This is a genomic window from Streptomyces sp. NPDC048288 (genome assembly GCF_043201555.1).
Lineage (GTDB): Bacteria > Actinomycetota > Actinomycetes > Streptomycetales > Streptomycetaceae > Streptomyces.
The window spans coordinates 218765-232329 of the sequence record NZ_JBICZD010000004.1 but is presented as its reverse complement, the minus strand read 5'-3'; the positions used below and the strand labels follow the sequence as shown (position 1 = coordinate 232329).

Genomic DNA, 13565 nt, shown 5'->3' with positions numbered 1-13565 from the left:
CCGGCGCATCCAGCTCGTACAGACCATCTCTCTCGACCGCAAGGGACGGACCACACCCATGACTCACGTGATCGAACTGGCGGGCGTGGCGAAGCGCTACGACAGCGCCGGAGCGCCCGCGCTCGGACCGCTGGACCTCGTCGTCGCCCAGGGCGAGGCGCTGGCCGTGACCGGCCCCTCCGGCAGCGGAAAATCCACGCTGCTGAACCTGGTGGCCGGCCTCGACAAGCCGACCGAAGGCGCCGTGACCGTGGCCGGGCAGCGGATCGACGGGCTGAGCGAGCACGCGCTGGCCCGGTTCCGCCGCGAGCGGATCGGCATGGTCTTCCAGTTCTTCAACCTGCTCGACGACCTCACCGTCGCCGACAACATCCAGCTGCCCGCCCAGCTGACCGGGACCGCGCGGCGCCAGGCGGCGGCCCGCGCCGGCGAGCTCATGGAACTGCTGGGCATCGCCAGGCACGCCCGCGCCTACCCGGGCCGGCTGTCCGGCGGCGAGCGCCAACGGGTCGCGGTCGCCCGGGCGTTGGTCAACCGGCCGGCGCTGCTGCTCGCCGACGAACCGACCGGCGCGCTCGACACCGCCTCGGGCCACGACGTACGGGAGCTGCTGGTGGAGCTGCACCGCGGCGGGCAGACCGTCGTGCTGGTCACGCACGACATGGCGCTGGCGGCGGCGTGCGCGAGCCGTACCATCCGGCTGGTCGACGGCCGTCTCTCCCTCGACTCCCGTGCGGAGGCGGTCCGATGAGACTCCTCGGCACCGGCGCGCTCGGCCGGGTCGTACGCTCCGGGGTGGGCCGGCGCCGGGTGCAGACGGTGGTGATCGCCGTGGCCACCATGATGGCCGTCGCCGCGGCCGTGATCGCCGGGTCGCTCCTCGTCGCCTCCAACGCCCCCTTCGACCACGCCTTCGCGAAGCAGCACGGCGCGCATGTCACCGCGCAGTTCGATCCGGGCAAGGTGAGTGCGGCGCGACTGAGGGCGACACGGCGGCTGGACGGCGTCACCGCGAGCGCGGGGCCGTTTCCGACGACGACCGTCAGCCCGGTGGATCCGGGCGGCGGGCATCTGCCGAAGGTGAGTCTGGTCGGACGGTCCGATCCGCACGGCGACGTCGACGACCTGGACCTGCGGTCCGGCCGGTGGGCCGCGCGGGAGGGCGAGGTCGTGCTCTCCGCTTCGTTCGAGGGCCCCGCTCTCCAGGTCGGGGACACCCTCAAGGCTTCTGACGCCGCCGGCAGCCCGACGCTGAAGGTCGTCGGCTTCGCGGTGTCGGTCAGCGAGACCGCCGACGCCTGGGCCACGCCGGGGCAGGTCGAGGCGCTGGCCTCGGAGGAGACACCGGTCACGAGCCAGATGCTCTACCGCTTCGACTCCGCGGGGACCAGGGCGCAGATCGCCGCCGACCGCGCGGAGCTCACCGCCGCCGTTCCGTCCGGGGCCCTGTCGGGCACCCGGTCCTACCTGGACACCAAGCGTGCCGCCGACGCGGGCGCGGCGGCGACCATCCCGTTCATGGTGGCCTTCGGCGTGCTGGGCATCGTGATGTCCGTGATCATCATCAGCAGTGTGGTCAGCGGCGCGGTCGGCACCGGCCTGCGCAGGATCGGCATCCTCAAGGCCGTCGGCTTCACCCCGCGCGAGGTCGTACGGGCCTATGTGGCCCAGGCGTTGATCCCGGCCGGCACCGGTATCGCGCTCGGGGTCGTGCTCGGCGACGTGCTGGCCGCGCCCCTGCTGGCGGACACCGGGCGGGCCTACGGCACCGCCTCGCTGACGGTGGCCTGGTGGGTGGATGTCGTGGTGCCGGCCGGCGCGCTGCTGGTCGTCGGGGTCGCGGCGCTGGTGCCCACGCTGCGGGCCGGACGGCTGCGCACGGCGGAGGCCATCGCGGTCGGCCGGGCACCGCGCACCGGGCGGGGTCAGTGGGCGCACCGGGCGGCCGGGCGGCTGCCGTTGCCGCGGCCGGTGACCTACGGCCTGGCCGGCCCCTTCACGCATCCGGTCCGTACGGCCGCGATGCTGCTCGCGGTGGCCTTCGGGACGGTCGCGGCGACCTTCGCGGTGGGACTGACCTCGTCCCTGAACGCGGTCGGCAGCGCGTCGGATCCCGAGGACCGCGCCGAGGTCACCGCCATCGCCGGCGGGCCGACCGTCGCGGGCGGCGCCCCGGGCGCGGTGCGCGGCCCGCGCCCCGAGAACGGGAACGACACTTCTCCGTCCGCCGACCCGGCGAAGATCCGCGCCGCCGTCGCGGCGCAGCCCGGCACCGCTTCGTACTACGGCATGTCCAAGAACTACGTCACCGTGGCGGGGATCTCCGGCTCGGTCCGGGCCACCCTCTACCAGGGCGACTCACGCCCCGGCAGCTACGAGATGATCTCCGGGCACTGGCTCACCGGCGCGGGGCAGGCCGTCGTCCCCACGGGTTTCCTGGAGCGGACCGGCACCAGGGTCGGCGATCCGGTCCGGGTGACCCTCGGCAAGGACACGGAGACCCTGAAGATCGTCGGCGAGGCCTTCGACACCTCCGACGACGGCCTGTCGGTCCACGCGGACCTCGCCAGTTTCGCCGGGGCCGAGCCCCAGGTCTTCCAGATCGAGGTGAAACCGGGCGTCTCCCCCGCCGCCTACGCCGAGAAGCTCCAGGCGGTCGTGGAGCCACTGGGCGGCGCTGTCATGGCCAACTCCTCCTCGCGGCAGGAGAACATGATCCTCCTCCTGGACGCGATCGCGGCGCTGCTCACCCTCATGCTGGTCTCCGTGGCCGGCCTCGGCGTGCTCAACTCCGTCGTCCTCGACACCCGCGAACGCGTCCACGACCTGGGCGTCTGCAAGGCACTCGGCATGTCGCCGCGGCAGACCGTGAGCCTGGTGCTCGCCTCCGTCGCCGGGATCGGCGTGCTCGGCGGACTGGTCGGGGTACCGCTCGGGTTCGCGCTGCACGGCTTCGTGCTGCCGGTGATGGGGCACGCGGCGGGCACGAACCTGCCGCCGTCGGTCCTCGATGTGTACGACGCTCCCCAACTGGTGCTGCTCGGGCTGGCCGGTGTCGCGATCGCCCTGCTGGGCGCCCTGCTCCCGGCCGGCTGGGCGGCCAGGGCCCGTACGGCGACGGCGCTGCGCACGGAGTAGGCCGCTCATGCCTTGACGGCGCCCGAGAGCATGCCGGAGATGAAGTGGCGTTGCAGGAAGAGGTGGAGGGCGACGACCGGCAGGGCGACGATGATCGAGGCGGCGGCCGGGAGGGAGTACTGGGTGGTGTGCTCGCTCTGGAAGAAGGCCAGGCCCAGCGGGGCGGCTGGTGGGGACGGGGATCCGCCCAAGGAGCCGCCAGTCCGAGGCACCGTCCAGCCAGGCCGCCTCGATGATGCCGACCGGTACCGAGCGGAAGAAGTTGCGCATCCAGAAGACGCCGAAGGCGAGGGGCAAGCCGTCTGACAGATGGTCAGCGCAGTACGGCCGCCAGCAGGTCGGTGCCCAGCGCCGTCAGGTCGGGCAGGTTGAGGGAGTAGCGGACGTAACGGCCGTCCCGCCGGGAGGTGAGCAGGCCCGCGCGGCGCAGGACGGCGAGGTGGCGGGAGACCTCCGGGGGTGAGAGCTCCCAGAAGTTGGCCAGTTCGCCGGTGGTGTGCGGGCCGCGGGCCAGCGTGCGCAGCAGCCGCAGCCGTACCGGATGCGCGAGCGCCTCCAGCCGGAGGGTGACCGTCTCCAGGGAGACCGGCTCCGTGGGACTCGGCTCGGCGACGGGGTACTGCACCACCGGATGCCAGCCGGGCGCGTGGACCGCGACCAGGTGCGGGCGGCCGAAGACGCTGGGGATGAAGGTGACCCCGGCGCCGCGGGCGGCGGTCGCCTTGTCCTGCACCTTGTCCACGACGATGCGGTCGCCGTCCGGTGCCAGGGTGACCGCGCCGGAGACCGAGGCGAGTGCGGCCCCGACGCCCTGGCGTCGGAGCAGTTCGTTCTTCAGGCGCAGATCGGTGGCGAGCTGCACCGCGACGCCCGCCCAGGCGCCGTCGAAGAACGCCTCGGCGCATTCTTCGAGCGTGTCGCGCACCCGCGCCCGCACCGTGGCCGGGTCAGCGAGCAGCCGTTCCGCGAAGGCCTCCTGCAGCGCGCCGCGGGCCTGGGCTAGGTCCAGGGCGCGCTCGCGGGCGGTGGTGTCGGTGAGCGGCGAGGCGCCGCGGAAGTGGACCCGGTTGCTGCCGCACGTGGTGACGAGCGCGGCGGTCACATACGTCTCGTCGTCGATCCGGTCCACGTCGTCCAGCTCCTCGGCGAGGGCCTGCCGGGGCCGCGCGGGGATCAGGAAGTCGGCCTGTGAGGAACGCCAGAGGAACTCCGCCTCCCGGAGCCGCTCGGCCAGTTCCGGCCGCAGCCCGGCCCAGACGTCCGCGGCCCAGCCGGCGAACTGCGGATGGTGACCGGGTTCGGCCAGCACGTGCAGCATCGCGGTCAGCTCGGCCAGCGGGGAGGCGGCGAACCGTACGCGCTCGGACGGCAGACCGCCGATGTCGATCCTCAGCGTCATTCCCCCATCATCACCGCGCGGGCACCCCGGCGACGGTGCCGATTGACGAAGAGCGTCAACCGACGTGCCCCGCCCGGCGGCCGGACGCACCGTCTGACGCCATGGAAACCCTCACGAGAGTCCGGCCCCGCGCCCTCGTCCGCGCCTCCGGCGGCCCCCGCTACACCGTCGCTCTGGCGGTGGACGCGCTCGGCACCGGCCTGCTGCGGCCCTTCCTGCTGCTCTACGGCGTGACGGTCCTCGGGCTGTCCGCTCCGGTCACCGGCACCGCCATGACGGTCGGCATCGTCGCGGGTCTGGTGTGCATGCCCGCGGTGGGCCGCTGGCTGGACCGGGGTGCGCGCAGCACGGTCGTGGCGGCGTCGATGCTGGTACGGGTGGTGGGCGTGGCGCTGTTGCCGGCCGCCCCGCCGGGACACGTCGGGCTGTTCGCGACGGCGGCGCTCTTCCTCGGCATCGGTAACCAGGCCTGGCCGGCCGCCCACGCCGCGCTGGTGGCCACGGTCGCCCACGGCCGGGAACGCGACACCGCCCTCGCGGCGGCCCGCGCCCTGCGCAACGCCGCTCTGGGTGTCGGAGCCCTCCTCGCCACCGCGTGCCTGGCGGGCGGCGCCGGCGGACTGCGGGCGCTCGCGGCCGTGACCGCGCTCGCCTACCTCGCCGCGGCCGCCCTGGCCTGGTCGGTCCATGTGGACGCGGATCCGGCCCAGGCCCCCCGGGCCGAGGACCGGGCCGGCGCGCCCGCGCCCCACATGCTCACGCTGCTGGCCGCCAACGTGGTCTACGTCTTCTGCCTCAACGTCCCCGAGGTCGCGCTCCCCCTGGTCCTGGTGACGCAGTTGCACGCGTCCACGATGTGGTCGGCGGCCGTCTTCGTGGCCAACACGGTGCTGGTCGTCACCCTGCAGGTGCCGGTCACCGTCCTCATGTCCCGCTTCTCCCGGCGGACCGTGCTGTCCCTCTCCGGTGTGGTGCTGGCGGTGTCCTACCTCGGCTTCCTCGCGGCCACCTCGCTGGGCCACGGCTGGGCCGTCCCGGCCGTCGCCGCGGTGTCCGTGGTCTGCACGATCGGCGAGATCGTCTACGCCGGCAGCGCCACCGCGCTCGTCACCGCGCTCGCCCCGGCCCCCGTCCTGGGACGCGCCCTCGCCCGCTTCCAGCTCTCCACGGGCTTCGGCCTCGCCGTCTCCCCCGCCGTCATCACCGCCCTCGCACCCCACGGCCCGACCGCCCTCTGGGGCACCCTGACCGGCGCCACGCTCGCCTCCGCCGCCGCCGTCGCCAGGGAGAAGGACCCGGCCGCGTGAGCCGCTGTTCACCGCCGGCGAATCACCCCCCGGGGCAGCGCACTTCGGATCATCGTGGAGGGATGGTCGAGGACGAGCTGGAGCGTCTGTTCGGTGCGGCCGGGTGCGCGGGCAGCGTGGCGGTAATGGACATCGACGGTCCTGGGCAGGTGGTGCTGTGCGCCGACGAGTGGATGGTCGCCGCGTCCACGTTCAAGATCGCGGTGGCGTTGGAGCTGTTCTGCCGGGGAGCCGAGGGGACCCTGGACCTGACGGAGCGGGTCCGTCTCGCCCCGTCGCAGGCCACACCGGGCGGGCAGGGCTTCTGCATCTTCGAGGACGAGGCCGAGGTGTCGCTGCGCGATGCCGCCCGCATGATGATGACGATCAGCGACAACACCGCGACCGATGTGCTGATCCGCCGGGTGTCGGTGCCACGGATCCATGCGCGACTGGCCGGGTTGGGCCTGGACCGGATCCGGCTGGCGGGCACGATCCGCGAGGAGTTCGACGCGATCGGCCGCGATGCCGGGTTCGCGGGGTGGACGGAGATGGAGCGTGCGATGGGTGCGGCGGGCTCGCCTCGGGACACCGACCGCATCTGGGCACGCGCGCTGGCCGCACCGTCCTTGCGGCCCGGACGCGTCACGAGCGCCACGGCCGGTCAGATGGCCGCCCTGCTCAGGCTGATCTGGCGGGACGAGGCCGGACCGGGCCGGGCCTGCGCGGCGGTCCGCACCGTCCTGGGCCGGCAGCGGCTGACCCGGAAGATCGCCACCGGGTTCGGTACCGAGGTGCGGACGGCGGCCAAGTCGGGCAGCGTTCCCGGCTGCGTGAGCAACGACGTCGGCGTGGTCGCGTATCCGGACGGGTCCCGCTTCGCGGTGGCAGTGTTCACCAGGCCCACCGGACGCACGGGATCCGCCGGAACAGCCGAACCCGCCGAACCTGTCGGACCCGTCCTCGATCCGACGCGGACCGACGTCGTGATCGGCGCGGCCGCCCGGCTCTGCGTCGAGCATCTGCGCCGAGCCGGCAGGCCGTGAGGTGTGTGCCGTGCCGCAGGCCGCTCCGGCTCAGCCCAACGCGTCCAGCAGCGCCGTGACATAGGCGTCCAGCCGTGCCTCCACGGCCGCTGTGGTCAGCTCGGCCCGCCCCGCTTCCCGCCACGGCCGGGCCACCCACTCGACGCCCGGCGTGAACGACAGGGCGTCGAGCAGCCGCCAGTACAGCCGCTCGCCCGGGGTCGCGGCCAGCGCCCCGCCGGCCTCCTCGTACGCCTCGGCGAACCGCAGCCCCCAGGCCGGGCCGTGCAGCATCGCGAGGTTGCTGGAGCAGTGCGCCACGTCGAGGTCGGCCGGGCCCCAGGAGGCCTGCACCCAGTCGACGACCCCCGTGATCCGGGGGCGTGCCGGGCCGGCGGGCGCCACGTCGAACAGCACGTTGCCGGGGTGGAAGTCCCGGTGCAGGAACCGCCCCTCGTACGGCGGCGCGGGGCGGCGGAGCACGTCGGCCGCCGCGGCCCAGGCCGCCGCGTCGGCGCCGTCCGGCGGGACGACGGCGTCGGCGGTCGTCCACGCCCGGTACTCCCCGGGCCGCTCGGCGGGCCGCAGCGCGTGGATCGCCAGGAGCTGACGGGCCAGCAGCGGGACGCGTGCCGCCAGTCCCTCGTCGTCGAGGACGGTCCGGCCCGTCAGGTGGGTCATCAGGAGCGACGGATACTCGCAGTGCGCGGCGGTCGGATCGACCGCGACCGGTCCGGGAGCCGTCACCCCGGTCCCCGTGAGCTGGGCGAGGACCCCGGCCTCCCGGGTCAGCAACTCCTCGGCGTGCTCGACGAAGTACGGGTCGACGAAGGTCCGCAGCACCAGGTCACGGAGGTCTCCGTCCCGGGTGCCGATGGTCAGCCTCCGCATCTCGGCGGTGATGCCGCCGTGCAGCGCCTCGGTTCTGACGATCCGTTCGCCGGGCCGCAGCTGCCGGCCCACCCAGGCCAGGGTCGACGGCCGGACGATCCCCGCCTCGTCATGGCTGATCACCGTGCCATCCCACCATCCGGACGGCGGCCCCCGCAAAGGCTTTTGGGGCGCGCGCGAGCGCCGGCACTGGCGCCGACCCGTCCACACGGACTGAGTACGCCTACTCATGCCGCCTCGGGCCGGGCCAAGGACGATGGGCGGTGTCGGCGGGTGGACGGGAGGCGGGGGCATGGGAAGGTTTCTGGCGGTGGTGGTGGCCGTCGGGGCGGCGTTCGCGGCGCTGGTCCTCGCGTATGTGGCGGGGGCACCGCCCGCCGTGGTGTTCGCCGTCGGGGCGGGCGTGCTGAGTCTGCTGTGGCTGCTGCTTCTGCTCACGGTCCCCTGGAACCTGTACTTCCGTGCGCAAGCGGTGCTCGCCGAGATCGCGGTGAGCCGGGAGAAGGGCATGACGGTCTCCCCCAGCCGGGACGCGGAGGCCGCGCGGATCGCCCGGACGATGCTGCGGGCCGCGGTCGCCGGTCATGTGCTGACGGCGGTGGTCGTCGTCGCGGTCACCTGGGCGACGGACGAGTTCACGGGCTACTGGTTCGCCGGGTTCTTCCTGCTGAGCACCTTCTTCCGGCCGGCCGGCGCGTACTTCGGCCAGCTCCGGCGGCGCCTGGGCACCCTCCTGAAGGACGTCACGTATCCGCGGGACGACGTCGTCGAGGTGCGGGCCCGGCTGGACCGTGCAGAGGCCGGGACACGGGTCCTGGAGGAGAAGGCGGAGGAACAGTACCGGGCCCTCGGCGAACTGCGCCGTGCCGTGGACGCGCTGGCCATGAGCACGTACGAGCGGAGCCAGGACGCGGACCGCAGGATCGCCGCGCTGGGCAGGGAGTTCGAGTCCACGGTGAACCGCCTCACCGACAACCAGGAGATCATCGCGGGCGTGAAGGCGTTCCTGCGGCTGCTCCGCGCCACCGACACGGCCGACGGCGTCCCGGTCTCCTGACCCGGCGTCGCGCGGGCCGCCACCGCTCGGGCCAGGCTCGGGGGCGGACCTGGCCCCGCGCGCGAGTACGGCGATGGCCCAGGCCCAGGAAGTCCAGAGCCGTACCGTCGTCGGCGACTTCCTGTCCACCACCACGACCCTGTGGCTGCCCGTCTGGGCCTGCGGAGCGGCCTTGGTGGTGGGGTTGTGCGCGTGGTTCTCCGGACGGGCCCGGACCGGGAGCACGGCGGCGGCTCGGGGTGCGGGGTGCGGGTGCCCCTAGGGTGTGGGGCATGGACGCCCGTACAACGCCCCCTGGCCCGGCCGACGTTGACCCCGTGGAGCTGCTCGCCGACCCGTACGCCGTGTACGCCCGGCTCCGGGAGGCCGGGCCCGTGCACCGCGTCGCCGGAACCGACGGGCTGCCGGCCTGGCTGGTGACCCGGTACGAGGACGTGCGGCAGGCCCTGGCCGACCCGCGGTTCTCCCTGGACAAGGCGCACGCGAAGCCCGGCGGCTACCGCGGGTTCGCGCTGCCGCCCGCGCTCGACGCCAACCTGCTGAACATGGACCCGCCGGACCACACCCGGGTGCGGCGCCTGGTGTCGCAGGCGTTCACCCCGCGCCGGGTCGCCCTGCTGCGCGAACCCGTCCGGCGGACCGCCGGCGCGCTGCTCGACGCGATCGCCCCGCTGGGCCGTGCCGACCTGATCGCCGCCTATGCCGGGCCGCTGCCCATCGTGGTGATCTGCGAGCTGCTGGGGGTGGCGGAGGAGGACCGGCCGGACTTCCGGTCCTGGACCGACGCCCTGGTCGTCCCCGACCCCGCCCGGCCGGAGCGGACCAAGGAGGCCGTCGGGGCGCTGCTCGGCTTCTTCGCCCGGCTGCTCGCCCGCAAGCGCGCCGAGCCCGCCGACGACCTGGTCTCCGCGATGATCGCCGTACGGGACGAGGAGGACCGGCTCAGCGAGGACGAGTTGATGTCCCTGGTCTTCCTGATCCTGTTCGCCGGGTACGAGAACATCGTCCACCTCATCGGCAACGCCACGCTGGCCCTGCTCCGCGACCCTGCCCAACTGGCCGCGTTGCGTGCCGATCCCGCCCTGCTCGGTCCGGCCGTCGAGGAACTGGCCCGCTACGACGGGCCCGCGCCGCTCGCCATCCGCCGTTTCCCGACGGAGGACGTCACCCTGGGCGGGGTCACCGTGCCGGCGGGCGAGACTGTGCTGCTGTCCCTGGCGGCGGCCCACCGCGACCCGCGCCGCTTCCCCGACCCGGACCGGCTGGACCTAGGCCGGGACGCCACCGGGCACCTGGCCCTCGGCCACGGCATCCACTACTGCCTGGGCGCGCCGCTGGCCCGGCTGGAGACCGAGATCGCCCTCGGCACGCTCCTGGACCGCTTTCCCGGTCTCGAACTCGACGTGCCGGTGGACCGGTTGAACTGGCGTCCGTCGATGCGCACCCGCGGGCTGCTCGCGCTGCCCGTGCGCTACTGACAGCGCCGGCACCGGACGCGCCGCGGCCCCTCGGGTGGCTGCCGTGCGGGCAGTCCCCCGAGGGGCCGGGCTCGGGGCGGGCTAGGGGCTGCGGCGGCGGGCCGGTGCCCGGGAGGCGGACTTGGGCTCCCGGGGCAGCGGCTTGGGCGATGCGGTGTCCCCGGCGCCGAGGACCTGGTCCTCGTCCACGGTGCCGGGCACCCGGTCGCCGTCCTCGACGAGCACCTGGTCGCCGTAGAGGTCCTGCAGCCAGTTGGTCTGGTAGATGGTGTCGAGGTAGCGCTCGCCGAGGTCCGGGGCGATGGCCACCGCGGTGAGGTCACGGCCGTCGTGGCGGGCCAGCCAGTCCGTCGCGCCGCTGACCACCGTGCCGGTGGAGCCGCCGAACAGGAACCCGTGTCTGGCCATGCGGTGGCACATCCGGATGGTGTCCGGCTCCTCGACCCGGATCACCTCGTCCACGAGGGACTCGTCGAGCAGCGGCGGGCGCATGCTCATGCCCAGGCCGGGGATCATCCGGCGGCCCGGCTCGCCGCCGAAGGCCACCGAACCCATGGCGTCCACGGCGACGATCCGCACCGGGCGGTGCCACTCCCGGAAGTAGCGGGCGCAGCCCATCAGGGTCCCGGTGGTGCCGGCCCCGACGAACAGGACGTCCAGCTCCGGGAACCGGCGGGCGATCTCCGGGGCCGTCGTACGGTAGTGGGCGGTCCAGTTGCCGGCGTTGGTGTACTGGCTGAGCCACACGTATCGGTCGTCCGACGCGCACAGTTTCCGGACGTACTCGATCCGCGTGCCCAGGAAACCGCCGTTGGCGTCCTGGTCGGCCACGATGTGCACCTCGCTGCCGAGGGCCTCCATCAGGAGTCTGGTCGACAGGTTGCAACGGGAGTCCGTCACACACAGGAACCGGTAACCCTTGCTCGCGGCGATCATGCTGAGTGCGACGCCCAGGTTCCCGGACGAGGACTCGACGAGGACGGAGTCCGCTTTCAGGATTCCGTCCCGCTCGGCGTTCTCCACCATCTCGTTGGCGGCCTTCAGCTTGATGGATCCCGCGAAGTTGAAGGCCTCGCACTTCAGATAGAGCTGGTGTCCGCAGATCGACTCCAGGTCGACGAAGAGGTCGCCCTCGTTGAAGGCATGGGGAGCGGAGATGACAGGCACGGCGGGCCTCCTGGTGCCAGGCCGACGTCGACGGGCTCAGCCGTACCGGCGCAGGTCGTGGAAGAAGTCGTCGATGAGTCGGAGGTTCCCCGTCCGGGAGACCTCGTCGTAGACGTACTTGCCGACGGCGAGGTCGAGGACGCCGAGACCGAAGGGCGAGAAGATCACCGGACGGTCGGCCGGCGGCGCGGCGCGTCCGAGCATGACGTCGTTGAGGGTTCCGTTGAGGAAGTCCCGGTTGCCGGTGCGCTGTTCGGCCAGGTGGGGTGAGGTGTCGGCCTTCAGGCAGTGGTCGACGTCGTCGACGAAGTTGGCCGCGCCGAGCAGGACCTCGGGGGCGAGGTCGCGCAACGACACGTGCAGGACCAGCGGGTTGTGGGTGAACCAGGCCGGGTCGGTGACATGGGGTTCGCCGGCGACGGTGGCGAAGACCACCAGGTCGCTGGAGCGGATCAGGTCCTCGGCGCTGTCGTGGACGGTGACCTGCCCGGTGCTGCCGTGCTGGCGGAGGTAGCCGCAGAAGCCGGCCGTGCTGTCGGTGGACAGGTCGTGCACGCCGACGGTCTCGAACTCCCAGCCGGTGCCGTGCAGGAAGGTGTGGATGTAGCGGGCGATCAGGCCGGTGCCGAAGAAGCCGACCCGGGTGGGGCGGGTGCGGTTGCGGCTGAGCCAGTCGGCGGCCAGCGCGGCGGAGGCCGCCGTCCTGGTGGCGCTGATGATCGAGCTCTCCAGGCAGGCGAACGGGTAGCCGGTGTCGTGGTCGTTGAGGATGAGCACCGCGGACGCCCGCGGCAGCCCGGCGCCCACGTTCTCCGGGAAGCTGGAGATCCACTTCAGGCCGTCCACCTGGACCGGTCCGCCGATGGAGGCGGGCAGGGCGATGATCCGCGCGGTGGGGCGGTCGGTGAAGCGCAGGAAGTACGACGGCGGGTTCACCGAGTCCCCGGCGCCGTGCAGCCGGTAGACGGTCTCGACCAGCTCCACGAGCTGTTTCTCACGTCCGCTCAGGGCCTGCTGGACCTGTTCGCCGGAGATCACCGAGAAGGTCGGCACCTCCGGGCGGCCGGGCACGGCCCGCTGTGCGGTGGTTGACAGGACATCGGTCATCGCTCGCTCGCCTCCAGGGCCGGGCAGTCGTCGGCCGGCCGGACGGGTTCGCCCATGCCGACCAGTACCCGCCGTTCTCCGGTGAACGGCTCTCTGCTGTGCGCGGTGCGGATGTTGTCCACGAGCAGCAGGTCGCCGGAGTGCCAGGGTTCGCGGCGGGTGTGCGCCTCGTAGGTGCTGTTGATGAGCTGGACGACGTCCTCGCCGATCGGGGTGCCGTCGCCGTGGCGGGTGTTGAAGGGGAGTCCGTCGGCGCCGTAGACGTCCACCAGGTACTCGCGGACCTCGGGGGCCAGGGTCCACTCGTTGAGGAAGGCGATCTGGTTGAACCAGCAGCGGCGGCCGGTGACCGGGTGGCGGACGACGGCGTTGCGGCGCTGCCGGGTGCGCAGCGATCCGTCGGGCTGCCAGCTGAAGTCGATGGCGTTGGCCCGGCAGTAGCGCTCGATCTCGGTACGGTCGCCGGTGCCGAAGGACTCGGTGAGGCTCGCGCCGATCTCGTCGTTGTAGGTGCGGGTGAGGATCCAGCCCTCGCGCTCGAAGCGTTCGGTGAGGCCGGTGGGCAGGGCCCGCAGCACCTCTTCGGCGTCGGCCACCGCCGTCGCCCCGCCCTGCTCGGGCGCGGTCGGACAGGCGAACAGCATCAGGCCGGGCACTTCCAGCGCGTAACTCAGCTCGTGGTGCATGCACATCGGCTGGTTGTCCGGCCAGGGGGTGGACGCGTAGAGCCCGGGCCCGTGGGTCTCGCGGGGGGCGAAGGCCTCCCGCTCCGTCATGAGGTCGCCGGCCAGCCTGGCGAAGACGGCACCGATCCGAGTGGTGTCCCGCAGTCCGAGGCCGCGGACGAGCAGTGCGCCGTGTTCGGCGACCTGTGCGCGGAGCGCCTCGCGGTGCTCGGCCGTCCACCTCGGGGCGTCGTCGGTGGGATCGACGCGCAGCAGTGCCGGTTTGTCCGGTCGCAGCTCCACGTCGAGCGGTGATGCCAGGGATGAGAACGGCATCTCGGGTTCCTTTCGG

Annotated in this window: 12 protein-coding genes; 6 read left to right on the top strand and 6 right to left on the bottom strand. The window is 73.2% G+C overall.

Features of this window, described 5'->3' with window-relative positions; translation table 11 throughout:
• The first annotated feature begins 58 nt into the window (after positions 1–58).
• Positions 59–751, top strand: coding sequence for an ABC transporter ATP-binding protein (locus ACGFZS_RS16490; protein WP_365683497.1), 693 nt, complete (start codon positions 59–61; stop codon positions 749–751).
• Entirely contained in the window at positions 748–3138 is a 2391-nt protein-coding gene (locus tag ACGFZS_RS16485; RefSeq protein WP_393795634.1) for an FtsX-like permease family protein, read from the top strand. Before ACGFZS_RS16490 ends, ACGFZS_RS16485 begins: the two co-directional genes overlap by 4 nt.
• Before the next feature lie 5 nt (positions 3139–3143).
• On the opposite strand, the gene ACGFZS_RS16480 is transcribed toward ACGFZS_RS16485, so the two are convergent.
• A complete protein-coding gene (locus tag ACGFZS_RS16480) occupies positions 3144–3329 on the bottom strand; it encodes a hypothetical protein (protein ID WP_393795633.1) in 186 nt (61 codons plus the stop codon).
• Positions 3330–3451: 122 nt separating this feature from the next.
• Positions 3452–4537, bottom strand: a complete 1086-nt coding sequence (locus ACGFZS_RS16475) for a DUF5937 family protein (protein ID WP_393795632.1) — start codon at positions 4535–4537, stop codon at positions 3452–3454.
• Positions 4538–4638: 101 nt separating this feature from the next.
• Here ACGFZS_RS16475 and ACGFZS_RS16470 point away from each other — a divergent pair, with 101 nt between their 5' ends.
• Positions 4639–5844, top strand: a complete 1206-nt coding sequence (locus ACGFZS_RS16470; RefSeq protein ID WP_393795631.1) for an MFS transporter — start codon at positions 4639–4641, stop codon at positions 5842–5844.
• Positions 5845–5906: 62 nt separating this feature from the next.
• Positions 5907–6869, top strand: coding sequence for a serine hydrolase (locus tag ACGFZS_RS16465; RefSeq protein WP_393795630.1), 963 nt, complete (start codon positions 5907–5909; stop codon positions 6867–6869).
• A 30-nt stretch (positions 6870–6899) separates the two neighbouring features.
• Here the strand turns inward: ACGFZS_RS16465 and ACGFZS_RS16460 are convergent, their stop codons facing one another.
• A complete protein-coding gene (locus ACGFZS_RS16460; RefSeq protein ID WP_393795629.1) occupies positions 6900–7862 on the bottom strand; it encodes a phosphotransferase family protein in 963 nt (320 codons plus the stop codon).
• 169 nt (positions 7863–8031) lie between these two features.
• Here ACGFZS_RS16460 and ACGFZS_RS16455 point away from each other — a divergent pair, with 169 nt between their 5' ends.
• Positions 8032–8796, top strand: a complete 765-nt coding sequence (locus ACGFZS_RS16455) for a hypothetical protein (protein WP_393795628.1) — start codon at positions 8032–8034, stop codon at positions 8794–8796.
• Between the two features lie 272 nt (positions 8797–9068).
• Complete coding sequence (locus ACGFZS_RS16450) at positions 9069–10274, top strand: cytochrome P450 (RefSeq protein WP_393795627.1); 1206 nt, start codon at positions 9069–9071, stop codon at positions 10272–10274.
• An 81-nt stretch (positions 10275–10355) separates the two neighbouring features.
• Here the strand turns inward: ACGFZS_RS16450 and sbnA are convergent, their stop codons facing one another.
• Genes sbnA through ACGFZS_RS16435 form a run of 3 tightly spaced genes read right to left on the bottom strand, consistent with a single transcriptional unit; the run spans position 10356 to position 13549 of the window.
• On the bottom strand, positions 10356–11441 hold the full coding sequence (sbnA, locus tag ACGFZS_RS16445; protein WP_393795626.1) for a 2,3-diaminopropionate biosynthesis protein SbnA: 1086 nt from the start codon (positions 11439–11441) through the stop codon (positions 10356–10358).
• Positions 11442–11477: 36 nt separating this feature from the next.
• The gene (sbnB, locus tag ACGFZS_RS16440; protein ID WP_393534527.1) at positions 11478–12548 is read right to left on the bottom strand and encodes a 2,3-diaminopropionate biosynthesis protein SbnB; all 1071 of its coding nucleotides are present in this window, start codon (positions 12546–12548) and stop codon (positions 11478–11480) included.
• Complete coding sequence (locus ACGFZS_RS16435; protein WP_393795625.1) at positions 12545–13549, bottom strand: TauD/TfdA family dioxygenase; 1005 nt, start codon at positions 13547–13549, stop codon at positions 12545–12547. Before ACGFZS_RS16435 ends, sbnB begins: the two co-directional genes overlap by 4 nt.
• Positions 13550–13565: the final 16 nt, after the last annotated feature.

Coding starts and splice junctions, on each gene's coding strand:
- ACGFZS_RS16490 (WP_365683497.1), top strand. CDS start 59: ATGACTCACGTGATCGAACTGGCGGGCGTGGCGAAGCGCTACGACAGC.
- ACGFZS_RS16485 (WP_393795634.1), top strand. CDS start 748: ATGAGACTCCTCGGCACCGGCGCGCTCGGCCGGGTCGTACGCTCCGGG.
- ACGFZS_RS16475 (WP_393795632.1), bottom strand. CDS start 4,537: ATGACGCTGAGGATCGACATCGGCGGTCTGCCGTCCGAGCGCGTACGG.
- ACGFZS_RS16470 (WP_393795631.1), top strand. CDS start 4,639: ATGGAAACCCTCACGAGAGTCCGGCCCCGCGCCCTCGTCCGCGCCTCC.
- ACGFZS_RS16465 (WP_393795630.1), top strand. CDS start 5,907: ATGGTCGAGGACGAGCTGGAGCGTCTGTTCGGTGCGGCCGGGTGCGCG.
- ACGFZS_RS16455 (WP_393795628.1), top strand. CDS start 8,032: ATGGGAAGGTTTCTGGCGGTGGTGGTGGCCGTCGGGGCGGCGTTCGCG.
- ACGFZS_RS16450 (WP_393795627.1), top strand. CDS start 9,069: ATGGACGCCCGTACAACGCCCCCTGGCCCGGCCGACGTTGACCCCGTG.
- sbnB (WP_393534527.1), bottom strand. CDS start 12,548: ATGACCGATGTCCTGTCAACCACCGCACAGCGGGCCGTGCCCGGCCGC.
- ACGFZS_RS16435 (WP_393795625.1), bottom strand. CDS start 13,549: ATGCCGTTCTCATCCCTGGCATCACCGCTCGACGTGGAGCTGCGACCG.